Annotated in this window: 18 protein-coding genes; 3 read left to right on the top strand and 15 right to left on the bottom strand. The window is 57.7% G+C overall.

Going from position 1 to position 17,745, the window contains the following annotated elements; translation table 11 throughout:
* Nucleotides 1–3: 3 nt before the first annotated feature.
* The gene (locus B5M07_RS18150) at nt 4–2,031 is read right to left on the bottom strand and encodes a hydantoinase/oxoprolinase family protein (protein ID WP_007120579.1); all 2,028 of its coding nucleotides are present in this window, start codon (nt 2,029–2,031) and stop codon (nt 4–6) included.
* 87 nt (nt 2,032–2,118) lie between these two features.
* Entirely contained in the window at nt 2,119–3,081 is a 963-nt protein-coding gene (locus B5M07_RS18145; protein ID WP_065331080.1) for a helix-turn-helix domain-containing protein, read from the bottom strand.
* Between the two features lie 551 nt (nt 3,082–3,632).
* Here B5M07_RS18145 and B5M07_RS18140 point away from each other — a divergent pair.
* Both B5M07_RS18140 and B5M07_RS19525 read left to right on the top strand, forming a co-directional pair.
* Complete coding sequence (locus B5M07_RS18140) at nt 3,633–5,006, top strand: aspartate aminotransferase family protein (protein WP_040701702.1); 1,374 nt, start codon at nt 3,633–3,635, stop codon at nt 5,004–5,006.
* 402 nt (nt 5,007–5,408) lie between these two features.
* Entirely contained in the window at nt 5,409–5,750 is a 342-nt protein-coding gene (locus tag B5M07_RS19525; RefSeq protein ID WP_065331081.1) for a hypothetical protein, read from the top strand.
* Nucleotides 5,751–5,809: 59 nt separating this feature from the next.
* Here B5M07_RS19525 and sugE read toward each other — a convergent pair whose 3' ends face one another.
* The 8 genes from sugE to B5M07_RS18090 all read right to left on the bottom strand — a co-directional run bounded on the left by sugE (nt 5,810) and on the right by B5M07_RS18090 (nt 11,970).
* The gene (gene sugE, locus B5M07_RS18130) at nt 5,810–6,139 is read right to left on the bottom strand and encodes a quaternary ammonium compound efflux SMR transporter SugE (protein WP_017467358.1); all 330 of its coding nucleotides are present in this window, start codon (nt 6,137–6,139) and stop codon (nt 5,810–5,812) included.
* Between the two features lie 32 nt (nt 6,140–6,171).
* Nucleotides 6,172–7,875: an IS66 family transposase gene (gene tnpC, locus B5M07_RS18125; RefSeq protein ID WP_065331082.1), complete on the bottom strand. Its 1,704-nt coding sequence runs from the start codon at nt 7,873–7,875 to the stop codon at nt 6,172–6,174.
* A gap of 69 nt (nt 7,876–7,944) precedes the next feature.
* Nucleotides 7,945–8,292, bottom strand: a complete 348-nt coding sequence (gene tnpB / locus B5M07_RS18120) for an IS66 family insertion sequence element accessory protein TnpB (RefSeq protein WP_017467473.1) — start codon at nt 8,290–8,292, stop codon at nt 7,945–7,947.
* Nucleotides 8,289–8,654 carry an IS66-like element accessory protein TnpA gene (gene tnpA / locus B5M07_RS18115; RefSeq protein WP_065331083.1) on the bottom strand — a complete coding sequence of 122 codons (366 nt, stop codon included), beginning with the start codon at nt 8,652–8,654 and terminating at the stop codon, nt 8,289–8,291. Before tnpA ends, tnpB begins: the two co-directional genes overlap by 4 nt.
* A 372-nt stretch (nt 8,655–9,026) precedes the next feature.
* Entirely contained in the window at nt 9,027–9,602 is a 576-nt protein-coding gene (locus B5M07_RS18105; RefSeq protein ID WP_065331084.1) for a PIN domain-containing protein, read from the bottom strand.
* Nucleotides 9,599–10,063: a helix-turn-helix domain-containing protein gene (locus tag B5M07_RS18100; protein WP_120352552.1), complete on the bottom strand. Its 465-nt coding sequence runs from the start codon at nt 10,061–10,063 to the stop codon at nt 9,599–9,601. The genes B5M07_RS18105 and B5M07_RS18100 overlap by 4 nt, the downstream gene beginning before the upstream one ends.
* Nucleotides 10,064–10,468: 405 nt before the next feature.
* Nucleotides 10,469–11,083, bottom strand: a complete 615-nt coding sequence (gene scpB / locus B5M07_RS18095; protein ID WP_065331086.1) for an SMC-Scp complex subunit ScpB — start codon at nt 11,081–11,083, stop codon at nt 10,469–10,471.
* 2 nt (nt 11,084–11,085) lie between these two features.
* On the bottom strand, nt 11,086–11,970 hold the full coding sequence (locus tag B5M07_RS18090) for a DUF1403 family protein (RefSeq protein WP_065331087.1): 885 nt from the start codon (nt 11,968–11,970) through the stop codon (nt 11,086–11,088).
* Between the two features lie 156 nt (nt 11,971–12,126).
* On the opposite strand from B5M07_RS18090, the gene B5M07_RS18085 reads away from it, so the two are divergent.
* Nucleotides 12,127–13,242 (top strand): tyrosine-type recombinase/integrase, encoded by a 1,116-nt coding sequence (locus B5M07_RS18085; protein WP_065331088.1) that lies wholly within the window; start codon nt 12,127–12,129, stop codon nt 13,240–13,242.
* Between the two features lie 6 nt (nt 13,243–13,248).
* Here the strand turns inward: B5M07_RS18085 and B5M07_RS18080 are convergent, their stop codons facing one another.
* From B5M07_RS18080 to repA, 5 genes are all read right to left on the bottom strand, one after another.
* Entirely contained in the window at nt 13,249–13,584 is a 336-nt protein-coding gene (locus tag B5M07_RS18080) for a type II toxin-antitoxin system RelE/ParE family toxin (RefSeq protein WP_064225037.1), read from the bottom strand.
* Nucleotides 13,581–13,838, bottom strand: a complete 258-nt coding sequence (locus tag B5M07_RS18075) for a type II toxin-antitoxin system ParD family antitoxin (RefSeq protein ID WP_064225038.1) — start codon at nt 13,836–13,838, stop codon at nt 13,581–13,583. The genes B5M07_RS18080 and B5M07_RS18075 overlap by 4 nt, the downstream gene beginning before the upstream one ends.
* A gap of 55 nt (nt 13,839–13,893) precedes the next feature.
* Entirely contained in the window at nt 13,894–15,174 is a 1,281-nt protein-coding gene (gene repC / locus B5M07_RS18070) for a plasmid replication protein RepC (protein ID WP_065331089.1), read from the bottom strand.
* 160 nt (nt 15,175–15,334) lie between these two features.
* Nucleotides 15,335–16,330 (bottom strand): plasmid partitioning protein RepB, encoded by a 996-nt coding sequence (repB, locus tag B5M07_RS18065; protein ID WP_064225040.1) that lies wholly within the window; start codon nt 16,328–16,330, stop codon nt 15,335–15,337.
* 103 nt (nt 16,331–16,433) lie between these two features.
* The gene (repA, locus tag B5M07_RS18060; protein WP_064225041.1) at nt 16,434–17,645 is read right to left on the bottom strand and encodes a plasmid partitioning protein RepA; all 1,212 of its coding nucleotides are present in this window, start codon (nt 17,643–17,645) and stop codon (nt 16,434–16,436) included.
* Between the last annotated feature and the right edge of the window lie 100 nt (nt 17,646–17,745).

Below are 17,745 nucleotides of genomic sequence, written 5' to 3'. Positions count from 1 at the left end.
GTATTACTCCTGCACTCGGATGAGAATGTTCATGTATTGATCGACTTCAGCAGTCGTGTTCGGCGGAATTACGGTGGTTGAATCGAACTGCTCGACAATGGCGGGGCCATCAAAGGTCGCACCGGCGGTCAGGTTTTCACGCTCGAAAATCATCGCCGTGTGGGCCTTGCCGTCAAACCAGACATCGCGTGTCTTGTCGGTCTTGGGCTTGTTCTTCCTCACCTCGTGCTTTTGCAGCTCGGCCTTGGGAACCATACCCGTCGCCGTCAGCCCCACACGGAAGATCGACACCGGTGCGTCATCCCGGCGGAAGTTGAATTCGCGCTGGTGTTCGCTGTGGAACCCGTCGATCAAGGCCTCAATATCGGTGACCTTGGACGGCGCAGATACTGCCAAGGCACGCCATTGGCCCTGATACATCATCTCGACCGTGCGCTGCATGACAATGTCCTTGGGCGCTACGCCTTCGTGCTTCAAACGATCAGCGGCCATGGCCTCCAGCCGCTCGAAGGCGGCCTCCAAATCCTCCGGCTTGGTATCAGCCGCAGCAGCCATGAAGCTGTCTGAGAAGTCGTGCTGGATATCGACCAGCAGGCAACCCAGAGCCGATGTCACACCCGGATTGGGCGGGATAATGACAGTCGGGATCGACAACTCCTTGGCAATTGCCGCACCATGCAACGCCCCGGCTCCGCCAAACGCCACAAGCGCGAAGTCCCGTGGGTCATAACCTCGGCTAATCGACAGCAAACGCACCGCATTGGCCATATTTGCGTTTGCAACCGCAACCACGGCTTCGGCGGCTTCGTGCAGCTCCATTCCGAAAGGCTCGGCCACAGTCTCTCTGACCGACGCTTCGGCCAGGGCGGGATCAAGGGTAATCTTGCCCCCCGCGAGCGATGTGCCAAGGCGGCCCAGCACAACATTGGCGTCCGTGTTTGTGGCCACTTCATTGCCGTTCTTGTAGCAGGCAGGCCCAGGGAAGGCGCCCGCAGATTGCGGTCCGTTGCGCAGTGACCCGCCTTCGTCTTTCCACGCCAGAGATCCGCCGCCCGCACCAATGGTCAGCACTTCGATCGACGGGAACCGGATCGGATAGCCATATTCGATATACCAGTCTTTGGTGACACGCGACTTGCCTTCATACACCAAGGATACGTCCGTGCTGGTCCCGCCCATGTCAAAACCGATAGAATTGTCAAACCCGCAAAGGTTGCCAATAAAGCGGCTGGCAATCGCGCCCGCGGCAATGCCCGACCCTGCCAGACGCGCGGCAAAGTCTTTAACGCTGGCCGGGGTCATCACGCCGCCGCCCGTGTGCAGCAACAGCAGATCGCGTTCGTAGCCGCCGTCAGCCAGCTTACCCTCAAGGCGCGCTACATAATCAACGACCGAAGGCGACACGACCGCGTTTGCCATCGTTGTCGAGAAACGCTCGTGCTCAAAAATCTCCGGCAGGACCTGTGAAGAGATCGACACCGGCACATCCGGCATCACACTCAGCAGAATGTCTCGCATCCGCTCTTCATTGGCCCCATTGGTGTAAGAGTTCATAAAGCAGACAGCAACAGAGGCGACTTTGCGCTTCTTCAAAACATGCGCGATGCGCAGCGCTTCTTTTTCGTCCAGCTTTTCCAGAACCGTGCCGTTCGCGTCGACGCATTCACGGACGGTCAGACGGTCCCGACGCGGGATGTAGGGCTTGGCCACATCTTTGTAGGTGTCCCACAGATCCTCCTTGTTGGCCCGGCGGATTTCGACCACGTCGCGGAACCCTTCGGTGCAGATCATCGCAGAGCGCGCCAAATTACGTGTGATCAGCGCGTTTGTTGCCACGGTTGTCCCGTGCGAAAACATCGACACCTCGCTGAGGTCGATGCCGCCCTGATCAATCCCGTTGAGAATGGCAACCATCGGGTCATCCGGTGTCGATGACGTCTTTTCGATGCGGATCGCACCCGTTGTTTCGTCCATAATGACGACGTCGGTAAACGTCCCACCCACATCTACGGCAACTCTTGTGTTCTTCATGTCTACATCCTTCAAAAGACAACAGGGCATCAGGAAGGCGCCGGCGAAAGCCGACCCTACTTGGGGGTTTTCGGTTTTAGCTAAGGGTTACGGAGGGGCCGTCTTCTGGCCTTGCTGCGCGGCTTTGCGCGTTTCGGTCGGTGTGCAGCCGAACTGCGCACGATAGGCTTTGTTAAACTGGGATTGATCCGAAAACCCCCACCGATGGGCTATCTCGGCAATTGTGATGGGCCCTACGACGCTCAGGTCCTCGCGCGCGCGCACCAGACGCTTTTCGCGGATGAACCCGGAAACCGACCTGCCCGACTCCGAGAACAGTTGTTGCAGATAGCGCTGCGACACATTGCAGGCCTCTGCCACAAGACTTGAGGAGAGATTCTCATTGAAGAGGTTGTTGCGGATAAACTGTTCTGCGCGGTGCAGATGTGCTGCGCGGATTGTCGAGGTTTCGCTGTCCAGCACACGGTCATCTTTGCGGATTGAGAGGCACAGCAGATCAAGGATGTGCTTGCCAGCGGCCGCGCGCGCCTGCTCATCAAGCAAATCGACGTGCAGCGCCGTTGTCTTGACGGTATCCAGAAAATAACTGGCCACGCCGGCTGTGCCATCAAAACTCAGCGCGCCCAAACGGTCTGTTGGGCCGATGCGGGCCCGCACGCTTTCGGAAGACACCTTCAGCACCAACAGCTCGTTCGTCTGTTCATGCCAGAACTCGTAGGGCAAATCGCCCCGTTCTACCAGAAACTCGCCCGGTGAACATTTCGCCTGGCGGGCATTCTGGTCAAAGCCGACCGTCCCCAATCTTGGAATGGTAATCAGCAGACTGCTTTCAACTTCGTCCAGAAAGTGCCGCTTGTGCCTTTTGTAGAGAATGCCATCGCAACGCATCTGCGACAGACCGACGATACCGAGGTTCCAAGTATTGAGATCACCTGAAAAGGACTGGTCATCCGCCATCGTGGTCTCTAGGGGAAAGAACGTATCTGAGACAGCCGCCTGCCACTGGGTGGCAGTCATGAGCTTGTTTGCAGTTTTGTCCTTCTGATTCATCTAACGTCCCCAAAACACAAATGGCGAAAACACAACTGTCTCATGTGTTAAAATGATCGTAGCACCGTTCCGGCCAACCACTTTGGCAAAAAACGCACAAACTCTTGTGTCACGTGTCAATTCGCGCACTTGCGATTCTTTCATCGGGCCCAGAAAGGCCCTGGAAAATCCTAAATATCTAACTAAAACATATTTTTACCAACCATTTGCAGCGCGAGAACACCGCCAAATCGGGTCTTGGTTTTGTGAAACGGAAAGCTGCGAAGGCAACAACCTGAGCGGGATTGGGCCGCATTTTCCCCAAGATTCACGGCCGCTGCGCTTCAAAAAAACGAAGCATCCAAACAGAATCACAGGATGGAAGTGTCCTCAAACCACGACCGAAATCCCGGCGGGCGTTTCTGCTTCAAATGGGCGGCCTCGCTGGCCCGCAGACAGGATGCTCGGAACAAAACTGCTTGCTAAAAGCAAGAAAGCGGCGATAGCACTGAGGGCAAATCGCGGCCCCCTGCCGCGTGAAAAACGCCAACTTACAAGAAGTGATGCCTGCCATGGATGTGCGACCAAATTCAGACGAAGCCCGTGATATCGCTTATCATTTTCACAGCTATACCAATGCCGAAGCGCATGAAAAAATTGGTCCGCTGATCATTGAATCAGGCGAGGGAATCCACGTCACCGACTCAAACGGCAACCGCTATATCGAGGGCATGTCCGGCCTTTGGAGCGTGGCAGTCGGGTTCAACGAACAACGCCTTGTGGATGTCGCCAGCCGGCAAATGCAAAAGCTGCCTTACTACCACAACTTCTCGCACCGCTCGCATGGTCCGGCGATTGATCTTGCTGAAAAGCTGATCGAAATAGCCCCCGTGCCAATGAGCAAGGTTTTCTATACCAACTCGGGCTCCGAGGCGAACGATACGATCGTCAAGATGGTCTGGTATCGCTCGAACGCGCTCGGCAAGCCCGAGAAAAAGAAGATCATCTCGCGCCTGCGCGGCTATCACGGCGTGACAGTCGCAGCCGCGTCGATGACGGGTCTGCCCTATAACCACAAGTCCTTCGATCTGCCGATGGAGGGCATCTTGCACACCACTTGCCCGCACTACTGGCGCGAAGGTCAGGACGGCGAAAGCGAAGAAGCTTTTGCGTCACGCTGTGCCCAAGATCTTGATGATATGATCCAATCAGAGGGCCCCGAAACTGTAGCCGCATTCATCGCCGAGCCTGTCATGGGCGCGGGCGGTGTTGTTGTTCCTCCGGCGACCTACTGGGAGAAAATCCAAGCGGTTCTGGCGAAATACGATATCCTTCTTATCGCAGATGAAGTGATTTGCGGTTTTGGCCGCACGGGCAACATGTTTGGCTCTACAACCTTTGACATAAAGCCCGACATTCTCACCATGTCCAAGCAGATCACCTCCAGCTATTTCCCCTTTTCGGCTTTCATGATCAACGATCGGGTCTATCAGCCAATCGCCGACGAAAGCGGGCGCATCGGTGTTCTGGGGCATGGCTATACGGGCGGTGGCCACCCCGTCGGCGCAGCCGTAGCGCTGGAAAACATCAAGATTATCGAAGAGCGCGATCTTGTGGCCAATGCCGCCGAACGCGGTGCAGAATTGCAAGCTGGATTGACCGACCTGACGTCCCACCCTCTCGTTGGAGAGGCACGTGGCATTGGCCTCATAGGCGCACTTGAATTGATCGCCCCAGAGGGTAAATCAGGCGATTTTGCCCCTGGAAAACTCGGCGCCCAAATGAACGCAATCATGCTGCGCAACGGCCTCATCTCACGTAATATGACAGACGCGATGGCATTTTGTCCGCCATTGATAGTGGGCGCGAATGACGTGCGAGAAATCATCCAGATCACAAAAAAGAGTCTGGAGGAACTGGCCGCAGACATAAACGGGGCCGCCTAGTCAGGGGAACGACAAGCCAGAACTCTTACCCTTTCCCATCCGGGAAAAACTTGGGTCGGCCTGTCTACACATTTTCCGGGTGGCGCCTGTCACGCGAGCTGATCTTTACAAATCTCGTTCAACCAAGAGCTTCTTCGGGTGAACCTTTGCTGAGCGGCTTTCAGACCGGCGAGACTCCGTTCTTGTTGACGGCCTCTTCGTTGCTTTGGTGCGTTGCGGCGGCGCGGGCCGAGCTGTGACGCGCAGGACGCGGACGACATGCGCGACGCGCTTCTGCATGAGGCGGCAGAGGCGCGCCGCTTGCCCTCTGATCCTGACTGGGACGTCATCGAAAACTCCGGCCTCACCTGGGGCGGGCCGATCAGGGAGCAGGGTGGACCGTGGTAGGATCACCTGGAACGATTGGGCGGTTTGGGAGAGCGCACGCCCGACAACTTCAAGACGTTCGATTTCTTCGACGAAGATCGAGGCCTTGCCACAAGCGCAAAGACGCTCGAAACCCGCGCGCCGGGATATGCGGACCGGCCCAGCCGTATCTTTGGTGCATTGAAGCGCTATATTGATCAGATCGACAAGTTTGGAGGGGGTGTCGTAGGAGAAACAGTAATACTGCAAGCTCTCTGGGATTTCACCGTAAAGCCCTTCATCTACAAACTTCTCGGCCAGCTCCCGCAATGTCTCGACATGGTAGATGTCAATGTCATGCTGACCGAGCATTTCCTCGAAAGTGTATCCGCATTGTAAGCATCCAGGGAAGCCCCTCTGCACTGTGATCATAGCAGCTCGTTGATTGTCATTCGGCGCTAATGATTGGCCGTGGTTCCGACCAGTTTCAGCCCAACAATCCCAGCAACAATCAAGAGAAGACAGGCGACACGAGCCAAGTCTTTTTGCTCTCCCAAGATGGTCATTCCAATAATAGCAACGCCCACAGCCCCAATACCTGCCCAAACGGCATATGCAGTACCTACGGGAATGTCTTTCATTGCTTCAGCCAAGAGCCAGAAGCTTGCGATCATTGCGAGCACGGTCAGGACAGATGGCTGAAGTTTCGTGAAGCCTTGAGTGTATTTCAGACCAATTACCCACCCACATTCAAGAAGACCCGCAAAGAACAAGTAAACCCAAGCCATTTTACCTCCATAGGCGTCAATGAAAAGTTTGATCAGGCGGCGTGTTGATCCCCGACCTCAGCATTCTGCGCGTTGATCATGCCCTGAGATGCCCAAGGTAGCAACAGGGGGATGCGATTGACGGGATGATCCTGGATGCGTTCGAGCACCCAAGCGAGCCAGGCTTCGGGATTGACGTTGTTCATCTTTGCGGTCTCGATGAGAGTATAGGCGATTGCTGCGGATTTGCCGCCTGCCTCTGACCCCATGAAGAGGTAGTTCTTTCTTCCAACGGCCACAGGACGCACTGCCCGCTCGGCTGTGTTATTGTCGATTTCCAAGAAGCCGTTGTCGAGATAAGGCCGTGCCTTTGGCAGGCGCGCGAGGGCATATCGGATGGCCTTAGCCAGTGGCGTCTTGCCGGAGATTTTACCCAACTGCTCCTTGAGCCAGATCTCCAGATCATCAAAGATGGGCTTGGCGAGTTCCTGACGCAGGGCCACGCGCTCATGGGGTGGTAGGAACCGTGCCTGTGTTTCAACGTCATAGAGCTTTCGAATGCGCAAGACCGCTTCGCCCGCCACAGGCAGCTTCAGGCTTTCATACAGGGCATAAAACTCCCGTCGCACATGGGCCATACAGGCCATCTCCTTGATGCGCCCCGTGCGGTAGGCATCGTTATAGCCTGCATAGGCGTCCGCATGGGCGTAGCCCGTGTAGGATTTGAGATGTTCGCTCGGGTGTTCCGCACCTCGGTTGGTGGAGAACTGATACCACACGGCGGGTGGCGCGGCCCCGGACCAGGCGCTCTCATCTCGGGCATAGACCCATAGCCGTGCGGTTTTGCTCTTGTTTTTGCCACGCCCTTTGCCCTTCTGGAGCAGCTTGACCGTGGTATCATCCATGAAGATGGCTTGTGCCTCAAACACATGGTCACGGATGGCATCTGCCACGCGTTCAAGCAGCTTGGTGCATTTGCCCACCCAGAGGGCCATGAGCGATCCGCTCAGGTCGATGCCTTCGTTCTCAAACATCTGGCTTTGGCGATAGAGCGGCAGGTGATAGCCGTATTTGCAGCACAGGATATGCGCCATCAGCGCGGGACCCACAAAGCTCTTGGGGATGGGGCGGCTTGGCATCTCCGCCTGAACCACCTTGTCACAGCAGCTACAGGCCAAACGCGGGCGGTTGATCTGATTGACGATGTAATGGCCTGGAACATATTCCAACTCTTCCAGAACATCTGTTCCCAGCTCCCTGAAGCGGCCACCACAGTCTTCACAGGTCTCACCGGGGGTGATGGTCTTCTTGACCCGCTTAAGCCCCTTTGGGAAAGGCTTGCGTTTGCGCGGGGTGCGCGGCGGCTTTGGGACGTCTGCCTCGGAAGACGTCTGGCCCTCACCATCACCTTCAGTCTCTGCGGCTTGCTCGATCTCCAACTCTTCGAGGATCAGTTCCAGCGCCAGTTGCGCGCTGCTTTCCGACTTTGACCCAAAGCGGTGCTTTTTGTGACCATGCAATTGCAAGCGCAGATCAGCAATGAGGGTATCTCGGCTCTGGATGGCCCGCGCATGGGCGGTGCGCTCGGCAGCAAGGGCGGCTTCCATCTCATCCTTGAGGCGTTTTTGGGCGGAGGCATGGCTCAACGATTGGCCCAACAACTCCGCATCCTTACGGGCCAGTTCCGCCGCTTGTGCGGCTACAAAGGCCTGCACGTCAGGTGGCAGATCAGCCAGATTTGGAGGGGTCTTACGCATGCCATTCCATAGCAAAATCGGACATCAGGGGGAATCCCAAAACAGCAAGAAAGCCCATAAAACATTGCCTCAGCCCACCATCGCGGGCCGCCATGTCTTCTGCGGCATGCGCCAGTCTATGCCTTCCATCAGCATGGCCAACTGCGCGCGGCTCAGGTTGATTTTACCCTCGCTGGCCGTGGGCCAGACAAACCGACCCCGCTCCAAGCGCTTGGTGAACAAGCATGCACCCTGACCGTCCCACCAGATCATCTTGATCTGATCACCTCGCCGTCCCCGGAACAAAAACAGATGGCCGGAATAGGGATCGCCCGCCAGAACCTGCGCGGTCTGTGCCGCCAGACCGTTGAACCCACGCCGCATGTCCGTCACACCCGCCGCCAGCCAGATCTTCGCATCCGCCAGAACAGGGATCATGCCGCCAGCCCCCGCGCCAGTTCCAGCACAAAGCCAGCATCAACCCCGTCGCTAACGCTCAGCTTGCGCCCATTCTCCAGCGTGATCTCTATCCGGGAGCTGGCTGTAGGCCGCGCTTCCGGCAGCATCGGTACTGCATCGTGATCGCCGCCTGAAATCTCAACAGGCATGAACCCGGCATCATCAGACCCATCGGGTTGAAACCTGTCATCGCTGCGCCACGAATAAATCCGGCTTGTCGGCACGCCATGACGGCGAGAAACCATCGGCACACTGACACCATCGGCTTGGCTCTCTGCCACCAACCGCCGCTTGAACTCATCCGAGTATTTGGAACCCCGCCCAACCCGCCGTTTACTCATCTCAAAACCCTCATATTGCGCCAGTCAAATCGCCAGCCTCGCGCAATAATCGCACCTCAAATCAGCCCAAAATAGAGGGGGTTCCCTTGATGCTTACCATAAAGGCGATCCCGACTTCGACGCGATCGGTCGCCCTCAAGCGGCGGAGCTTCCAGCGGTCAGATGGAAGCTCATCAACGTGAACAAGCTGAAAGCAGAGAACCCCGAGAAGCACACCGCCCAAGGCGAAGAGTTAGAGAAAATCCTCGGCTGAAGATCGATCAGTGGTGACAGATTACCACGGACCGCTTAGCACGTCCGGCGGGAAATAAAGTAAACTACCATCGCCGACAGTACCGTATGCCTTTGCGATAACACCCACCGGTCTTCTCCTCACAAGAACGACTGGTACTCGTCCATGAAGGTTGCGACCTGCAACAAGCCCTGCGCTTCGGACTTGTGGATCAATGTCGCGACATCGAGCGCCGGATTCTTGAAGCGCTCCCTCATCCGGCGCAGGGCCATTATGGCCTCGGAGGGATCCAACTCGATTGTATCGGCGATGAAGTCGTCGGCGGAAATCGCCTGGATGGAGTGCGGGTCCAGAACCGCGGAAGGAAAGTCGGCAAGATTGTCCGTCACGATGACTGAAGCAGACGTCGCGATGGCCGCTGCCAGCACGTGGTTGTCGTTGGGGTCGGGTAACGCGAGCTTGTCTTCGAAGATCTCATAACCAGTCACCAGAGCTTCAGGGAATGCTGCCTCGATTGCCGCCCTTTGCCGGGACCCATCGGTTTCGCCCTTGGTGATCTGGGTGATCGCTTTCTGAGTCTCGTCAAGGATGCGACTGCTCCACCGAGGCCGGAACAAACCAGCCTCGGCCAGGCTCAGGAGCATGTTTCTGCGAAGCGCTCCGCCCAGGACGCAGGCATCGAGGAGCGCCGTGAACCGATCAGCGTGTCGGCTCATACAAGACCTTCTTCCGCATCCATTGCAGCAAGGTCACTCAAAGCATCAGAGCGAGACGCGTCACGCTTCTCCTTGTAGGTAAAGAGGTCGTCGGCACGAACCCGGCGATGACGGCCGGTCTTCGCAAAGGGAATCTCGCCTTCCTCGAGAAGCTTCACTAGGAACGGCCGGGACACATTGAGAAGGTCCGCCGCCTGCTGCGTGGTCAGCTCTGACTCGACGGGGATCATCCGAAACCCGCGACCGCTCGAGACAAGCCGCAGCACTTCGAGTAGCGAAGCCGTCAAGGCCGGCGCAAGCGTCACGGTGCGAACTTCGCCGTCTTCCAGGGCGAGCGACAGCTTTGTCGGTTCGCCTTCCTTGATCTGGGAGGCCACAATCGTTCTGAGTTGTTCGGCGTTCTTGATCTCTACCTCGTCGGGCAAACGATCAAAGAACGCCTCTTTTCTGAGGGCGTTCATCTTCTCTCTCCGGTTCTATCGTCTCGTGTTGGATATAGGCTATCCGTCCTTCGAAACAATCGCAACACTCGAAATATTCGAAATTCGTTTAGATCGTGTAAACGGGTCACAGCATGCGAACACCGCATCGCTCTCACGACGAAGCGACCACCACGGCCTTCGCCAGTTGCTCCCGGTCGCAAAGGTCTTCCAGCCCAAAACAGACGAAGAACTGCTCGCGAGCGTACGCGACAACATCCTCTCGACCAGAATAGAGCAAGTGGACGTCTTCACAGGTCTGCAACGATTATCACATTGAAATTGTGAATATTTCTGGCTCTCCGCATGAATCGTTGCACTGCGGATGAAACGATAAGCAGAACTACCGAGTTTGTGTCAGGCATGGCAATGGAAACCGGCAACGCGTTACCCGAAATCGACTTGTGAAGCTTCCGCCACAACCCCCGCATCCTCCAGCTGCTCCCGATCGGGAAGATCGCGCAGGGACTCCAATCCGAAGGCAACCAGGAACTGCTCCGTGGTGACGAAGGTATAGGGAGCGCCGCGTCGCGGCGACCGCGGCCCAGTCCCGATCAGGTCGCGCGCATGCAGCCGTCCGATCAGGTCACGGCTGATCTCCTTGCCGAAGATATCCTTCAGTGCGTCGCGGGTGATCGGCTGGTGGTAAGCGATGGCGGCCAGGACCGCGACGTCGAATTCGCTCAGGTCCAGCAATTGGTCCCCGATATCTGCCGCCGCGCGGATCGCGGGGGCGTAGGTGGCGCGCGTGCGGAATATCCAGCCGCCAGCGACCCACGCAACTTCAAAAGCCCGCCCCTCCAGCTCGGCGGCGAGGTCCTCGACGAGCAGGTCAACCGAGGCCCCCTGCCCCACGACCCGCGCCAGATCCTCGCGCGGCACCGGCGAGGCAGAGGCAAAGAGCACCGCCTCGATCCGGCGCATCCACTCCCGCCAGCGCAGCTCCGGCGGCAGGTCGGCCAATTCGAGGTCCAGGTCAGGTTCCGAGCGATCCTTCGCCATAGCTACACCCCATAGAGCCGGAAGGTATCGCGCCCGGTCAGCTCGCGCACCGCGCCGAGGTCGACCAACCGGTCGCAGAGCCGCCGCGCGGCGCGATCCGGCAAGGGCAAGGCCGAAGGCGCCACCGCATCGCGGGTCAGGAACATGTCAACCGCGCCCCCTGCCCCCTTGGCCCGCAGCTTCAGCGCGACGGCTTTCAGATGCGCAGCTCGGCGCGTGAGGTCGGCGGCCTGCCGCACCGACTCGATCGCCGAAAAGATGAGTGCCCGATGACAAGCCAAGCGAAGGTCGTCGCCATGCTTGCGCAGGTCAGCGCGCTTCAGGCCCGCAGCCAGCAGCGGCACAAGATGCCCCCAACCAAGCGCCTGCGCGAGCGCCGCATCCGCGAGGATCAGCGCCGACACATCGGCACGGGGCCCCTCCGTCAGCACCGCCTCCAGCACCATTGCCGCACGGGTGACTGGCGCCCCCTGCCCCGCGTCGAGCCAGCCTGCTATCTGTGCAACCTCCTGTCCGCGCAGCGCGCGATGCAGAGCCTTGACTGACACCGGCCGTTCCGCCGCGCGGCGCCAAGCCAGGTAGGTTTCCCCCGCCGGTCCGGGCAGATCGCCGGGGCGCAGAAGGTGCACGACGTCGCGCAGCTCCCCTGCCCGCTCCGGTCGGCCGGAAAACGCGACACACGCTTCGGCCGCGCGCAGCGCGAGCCGGTCCGACAACAAGGCTTGGGGCACCTCCACGCGTCCCAACACAAGATGCAGGTGGTTCAGCGCCGCGCCCGACAAAAACGCAACATCTTCAAGGGTTTCAGCGCGTGCAGAGGTGACCCAGGCAGGCATCCGGGGTAACGTGTCGAGGTCGCTGGTGTGATCTGGTCGGGAAAAAGTCATGCCTGAAGCCTACATCAGCGCGGCGCTTTCGTCCACAATATGATGTGCAAACCGCCTCGCTTTGCAGTTCCTCGTTATGTCCAATAAGTTTGTATTATCGGACATAAAAAGATACGCTGAAAATCAGTTTAATTTCATCGCTGGATTCACTGGAAAATGGCCGCAGAGGACGAGAAATCGACATCATCAAACTCTGATGCAAGTCATAATGCTCAGGGCGACGCGAGAAATCAAGAAAAAAGCGATGGGATCGCCCTGCCCTCCCATGTCGCGGGCTCCGGCAGCCTTGATCGCCTGGTCGACACCGCCCGCGACTATGCCCGCGCTGCAGCGTCCGACAACACGCTGAAGGCCTATGCCAAGGATTGGGCGCATTTTGCGCGCTGGTGCCGGATGAAGGGAGTGGAGCCCCTGCCCCCCTCATCCGAGATGATCGGCCTTTACCTCGCCGATCTCGCCTCCGGGTCAGGCCCCTCCCCTTCGCAGTGGGCGTCCCGCCCCCTGTCGGTCAGCACGATCGATCGCCGCCTCTCCGGCCTCGCCTGGAACTATGCGCAACGCGGATTCACCCTCGATCGTAAGAACCGCCACATCGCGACGGTGTTGGCTGGGATCAAACGCAAGCACGCGCGCCCGCCGGTGCAGAAGGAAGCGATTCTGGCCGAGGATATTCTGGCGATGATCGCCGCCCTGCCCTACGACCTGCGCGGCTTGCGGGATCGGGCGATCCTGCTGATTGGCTACGCGGGCGGTCTGCGTCGGTCGGAAATTGTCAGCCTCGACGTTCACAAGGACGACACGCCGGACTCGGGCGGCTGGATCGAGATCTTCGACAAGGGCGTCGTACTGACCCTGAACGCAAAGACCGGCTGGCGCGAGGTTGAGATCGGCCGCGGCTCCAAGGACCAGACCTGCCCTGTCCATGCACTCGAGCAATGGCTGCACTTCGCCAGGATCGACTTCGGCCCTGTCTTTGTCGGCACCTCGCGGGATGGCAAACGCGCCTCTGACAAGCGGCTCAACGACAAACACGTTGCGCGGCTGATCAAGCGCACGGTCCTGGACGCGGGCATCCGGTCGGACCTGCCTGAGAAAGACCGCCTCGCTATGTTCTCTGGCCACAGCCTACGCGCCGGTCTCGCCAGCTCCGCCGAAGTCGACGAGCGCTATGTCCAGAAGCAGCTGGGGCACGCTTCGGCCGAGATGACTCGCCGCTATCAGCGTCGCCGAGACAGGTTCCGGGTGAACCTGACGAAGGCAGCCGGGTTGTGATGTGGATCAGGAGTCTTCGGACTTCAAAGCCGAAAGTGAGGCAACATGGCGAGGGAGATCGCTGCGGGAATGGAGGATATCCACGATGATGACCTCGTCCGATCGATCCAGAAACACAAGGAAATGTTCCCCTGCCCTTATGAACCGCAGGTCTTCGACATCATCAACGAGAACTGCGCAACTCCGGCTATGGGCCTGGCCGTTCAGAATTCTTTCACAGCAGTTGAGCAATTCGGCCTCGTAAAGCTCCGCTTGGCGCAGCCCGAAATTCTCGATCGTCCATCTGCCGATTTCAGTGAGGCTAGCTTCCGCACGACGAGTCAGCCGGAAGGATCGGCTCATGAACGCGCGCGCGCAGTCGCAAAGGCCCTACGGATCGCATCTTTGCCGCTTCCCTCCGCAAGATCGCCCGCCTTGGCCTGCGCCAGACCTTCAATTAGACCTTTCCGGATCCCGGCTAGTTGTGCTTCTTCCTGCTCCAGCAATCTCAGGCCAGCGCGCATTGCTTCACTCACGTTCTGGTAGCGCCCGGATGCCACCAAGGCTTGAACCAGTTGATCCTGAGGTTCGGTCAGGACAACGTTGCGTGTCACCATGTGTCAGATCTCCTTTGTTGGCAATATATGCCAATGCCACTTATTTATCAATACGTCACGCCGCCTGCCCGCTGAGCCTGCCATAGAAACTACGCTCCAAATGCAGCTCTCCTGCCCCAGCCTTCTCGACCATGCCCCGAAGATATCCGCCCGGCGAGGCAACCTCACCGACACTGTGCTTCTCGAAGACGAGCGCAAATGCGGCCGTGGCCACTTGGGTCCCCATTCGATCCTGCGCTACGTTCCAGGCATGCTCTGAGATACCGATCATCGGCCTGAGTTGCCCGGCAACGCGGTGCAGGTCGCCCCAATCCTTCAGGAATCCACCCATATTGCGCGCCCAGGACGCGAATTCCGGACAGGCCTGCATGATTGTCGGCAGATCGAGCGCCGTCCGCTTCTTGCGCACCTCGGCAACCCAGTCTTCCAGCTCCCTATCAACCCACTCTTCGGGTGGAGCATTGGGTACCACGCCCGCCGCTTCCTCTTTTTTAGAGGAATTACTAGTTACAGGATTAAGTTGATTTGTAATTAGTATATGAGGTTCAGAAATGACCTCCCTGGGGTCCATTTCTTGAGTCTTTTTTGTGATTTGGGTGTCTTTGTTACCGATGTTTTCCACAGGTTTTGTCGCACCAGTCGCCTTGAGATAGGCCGCTTCGACCCGTTCCTGAAGTTCCTTGAACCACAACAGTAGCCGTTCCAACTGCTCAGAGGCTTCATGACGACGCGGAAGCCGGTCCAGAAGTTCCTCAAAGAGTCCAGTGAATTGGCTCCAGGGCCCGCGCAGCGCGCTGCTGATAGCCGCCTCAATCCGAGCGCGGATCATCCGGCGTGCCACCGTAATCTGACGCTTCAGGCGCTGGCAGAGCTCGCGCTCGGCCTGCAGCTCGGCATGAAGCTCCTCGAACTCCTCGACACGGGCTGAAAGCGGCGACAGATCGAAGCCATACGCCTCAACGATGCGCCCATCGGCGTCCCTACGGCCCCACCGCTTGCCATTCGGGCTGTCCTGAAAGGAAATCACGCCGATCTCGGCCAGGCGCCGCGCATGGCGCTTGAGCGCGGAGAGCGAAAAGCCCGTCCGCTCCATCAGATAGGCGTTCGACGCCCAGACGATCGGGCGCTGCCCCTCCTCCCAGTCCTGGGCCTGGGTGAAGGCCCCGAGCGTGTCGAGGAGCATCATGTCGCCAGCCTTCAGGCCGATATGTGCACCAACGCGCTTGAGCGCGACAAATGCTCGTGTTTTGGGTACTGCTACCCGTTCACCGGCTTGGGCAAGTTGCTCAGCAACCCCAAGACCCGGTGTCGGCTTGCGCCAACCTGTATGTTTCATGCCTGTATCTCACCTCCGGTTATGTGGAGGCAAAAGAAAGCCGTTCGCTCAAAAGCGTTCATCGTTGACAGTGATTCGTGGGAGAGGTATCTTCTAAGCGACCAAACTTTTCAGATTAGCTCTCAGGCCACGCTGCTTGGGGGCTTTTCTTTTGCCTAGATCATTGTTCCGACTGCTCCTCTTTTGTTGCGAGGAATTCGCTGTAGAGCTGATCCAGTCGACCGGAGAGAAAGTCTCCGAACTCGGTTGAATCCTGTGCTGTCAGCGAAATACTGAATGCCCTTCCGGACCGGCCGATTACCCCTTTGATGCGGCCTTTGCCGGCGGTCCAGGTGCGCTTCTTGGGTGCCATGCGCGTCTTTCTGCGCTTGGGTGTCCTGCCCGCCTCTGCCAGTCTGCTGTGCAGGAGCTCGAACCTTGCATCGCTATCCAGCTCGTGAAACCCTTCGAGTTCCAAGGCACCTTCAAGGACCTTTTGGTTCGCAGACTCCGAAGCCAGCTTCTTGAAATCCTCCCAGCGGTCACGGCCAATCTGCTTAGCGGGACCGATCCGCTCAATCACATGCCTCGGGATGTTCTGCGCGACAGACAACATGCGCGACAACAGCGTTCCATCAATGGTCAGCGCCGACTGGATCACATCCTTCGCCTGCCCCATATCAAGGAGGCTTTTTGCGAAAAGCGCCTTCTCGATGAATGAAAGATCCGCGCGCGCCGTGTTCTCTTGCCCTTGGGCGAGAATGTGCGCCACATCGTCCATTGGTTTGACTACAGCGCGAACCTTCCGGCCAAGGGCTGACGCCACGCGCACACGCCGATGGCCGAAGACGATCATATAGCGACCGTCCAGATCCGGGTGCGGGCGAAGCAGTACTGGAGTGTCCTGGCGACCAGTTGCAATCGACTCCTTCAGCTCGTTGAAGGCCTCGTCGTCGTCGCTGAGACGATCCGAAATGAAGGACACATCGATCAATTGGGGATCGATTTCGACGATGGTTTCCCCTTCGAGCAAGCGCTTCGAATTTTCGGCAAGATTGTCAATCGAGACCTTCATGGACTTTGATGCGCCACGCATCGCATAGCCTGATCGGCCAGAGTCCTTCGGCTGCTCGGAAGAACTGGCCATCACATTTTTCAGGAGGTCTTTACGAGCCATCAAACTGTCTCCTTCTGGGCGATCATAGACGTGAACACTCTGGACAAATGGCTGTCTGCACGGCTGTCAAAACTATCAATCTGCACGGCTGTCAAAGACGTCGTCATTCGCGCCCCCATGCTTTGTGGATCAGCTCCGAAACCTCATCGTTCACGTCGTTCAGTGAAGTGATTGCCCGGTCATAAGTTGTGCGAACAAACTGGGAGCGCTCGACCTCGTAGAGTGTCTGTTTAGTAATCCCAGCGTCGGAGATCGCCGTGGATTTCAAAACAGGCGCGGTAAGCATCTGGTTCGGGAACATCGCCTGCAGAAACCCGACCATCTGCTTCTGAGGGCCATCAGTGGGTTCAAACCTGGTAACCAGATAGCGAAACCATTTCAGTCGCATGTTCGCGCCAGCGTCTCGTATTGTCTTCATGATTCCGCCAAGCATGAGCAGAAATTGACTCATCGACATAACGTCCAGCATCTGTGGGTGGACGGTGACGATGACTGACGACGAGGCTGTCAGTGCGGTCAGCGTGAGATAGCCAAGCTGCGGTGGGCAATCGATCACCACGACATCATAGCGATCATCGACTTCGTCGAGCGCCTTAGAGATCCGAGTGAAGAAAAGGCGCCCCTCGTGGGGGTCGCTGCTCGTCAAGGCAACGGGGGTATCGTACTCATACTCTTGAAGTTCCAAACTTGCAGGCACGATATCAAGGTTAGGAAAGTTCGTTGGTCGGATTACTTCGATAATTGGCTTGCGTTGATCATCGTAGCGGAGCGTCTCGTAGAGCGATGGAACATTATCGAGCTCCGGCTGAATACCATGCAGAGCTGTCAGTGATGCCTGCGGGTCAAGATCGATCGCCAGTACACGATGCCCTTTCAGCGCCAAGTGCTGAGCCAGATGAGCCGCAGTCGTCGTCTTTCCGGACCCGCCTTTGAAGTTGACGACAGAAACTACATGCAGTTCCTCACCTTCACGCCGATGGGGCACATACCGCCGCTTTCCAGGCCGACCATGCTTGTCCAAATACGCCCGCAGTTCGAGCATTTGCTCAGCTGAATAACTACGCCTCCCCGACGACGAGGTTTCGGGATCAGGCCCCTTACCTTCTAGGTGGAGCTTCTTGATTGTCGACTGGGTCACGCCGAGATAATAAGCGACCTCCGCCAGCGAAAACTGACGTAGACCTTTCTGGGCATCTGGAGGATACTGTTCCTGCCGCAACATATTGAGACGGTCAGAAATCAGCTCTCCCTGTTGAAGGATGATCTCGTCGAAGGGTTGATCCTTCGTATCAGCCGTAAATGACCTATCTCGCATCCGCCTGCCCTCTAAATATCGCTTTTTCAGCAATTTATCCCTTTAAAGTGTCATCTACACGGAAAAATGAGTCTTAACAACGATTTTCACGCGGTGGCTT

This window comes from Sulfitobacter sp. D7, assembly GCF_003611275.1.
Lineage (GTDB): Bacteria > Pseudomonadota > Alphaproteobacteria > Rhodobacterales > Rhodobacteraceae > Sulfitobacter > Sulfitobacter profundi.
This window is presented reverse-complemented; position numbering and strand designations above follow the sequence as displayed.

Coding starts and splice junctions, on each gene's coding strand:
- scpB (WP_065331086.1), bottom strand. CDS start 11,083: ATGGCGAAGGATCGCTCGGAACCTGACCTGGACCTCGAATTGGCCGAC.
- B5M07_RS18075 (WP_064225038.1), bottom strand. CDS start 13,838: ATGGTGACACGCAACGTTGTCCTGACCGAACCTCAGGATCAACTGGTT.
- tnpC (WP_065331082.1), bottom strand. CDS start 7,875: ATGCGTAAGACCCCTCCAAATCTGGCTGATCTGCCACCTGACGTGCAG.
- B5M07_RS18150 (WP_007120579.1), bottom strand. CDS start 2,031: ATGAAGAACACAAGAGTTGCCGTAGATGTGGGTGGGACGTTTACCGAC.
- tnpB (WP_017467473.1), bottom strand. CDS start 8,292: ATGATCCCTGTTCTGGCGGATGCGAAGATCTGGCTGGCGGCGGGTGTG.
- repB (WP_064225040.1), bottom strand. CDS start 16,330: ATGGCTCGTAAAGACCTCCTGAAAAATGTGATGGCCAGTTCTTCCGAG.
- B5M07_RS18085 (WP_065331088.1), top strand. CDS start 12,127: ATGGCCGCAGAGGACGAGAAATCGACATCATCAAACTCTGATGCAAGT.
- repC (WP_065331089.1), bottom strand. CDS start 15,174: ATGAAACATACAGGTTGGCGCAAGCCGACACCGGGTCTTGGGGTTGCT.
- tnpA (WP_065331083.1), bottom strand. CDS start 8,654: ATGAGTAAACGGCGGGTTGGGCGGGGTTCCAAATACTCGGATGAGTTC.
- sugE (WP_017467358.1), bottom strand. CDS start 6,139: ATGGCTTGGGTTTACTTGTTCTTTGCGGGTCTTCTTGAATGTGGGTGG.
- B5M07_RS18080 (WP_064225037.1), bottom strand. CDS start 13,584: ATGAGCCGATCCTTCCGGCTGACTCGTCGTGCGGAAGCTAGCCTCACT.
- B5M07_RS18145 (WP_065331080.1), bottom strand. CDS start 3,081: ATGAATCAGAAGGACAAAACTGCAAACAAGCTCATGACTGCCACCCAG.
- B5M07_RS18090 (WP_065331087.1), bottom strand. CDS start 11,970: ATGACTTTTTCCCGACCAGATCACACCAGCGACCTCGACACGTTACCC.
- B5M07_RS18100 (WP_120352552.1), bottom strand. CDS start 10,063: ATGAACGCCCTCAGAAAAGAGGCGTTCTTTGATCGTTTGCCCGACGAG.
- repA (WP_064225041.1), bottom strand. CDS start 17,645: ATGCGAGATAGGTCATTTACGGCTGATACGAAGGATCAACCCTTCGAC.
- B5M07_RS18140 (WP_040701702.1), top strand. CDS start 3,633: ATGGATGTGCGACCAAATTCAGACGAAGCCCGTGATATCGCTTATCAT.
- B5M07_RS18105 (WP_065331084.1), bottom strand. CDS start 9,602: ATGAGCCGACACGCTGATCGGTTCACGGCGCTCCTCGATGCCTGCGTC.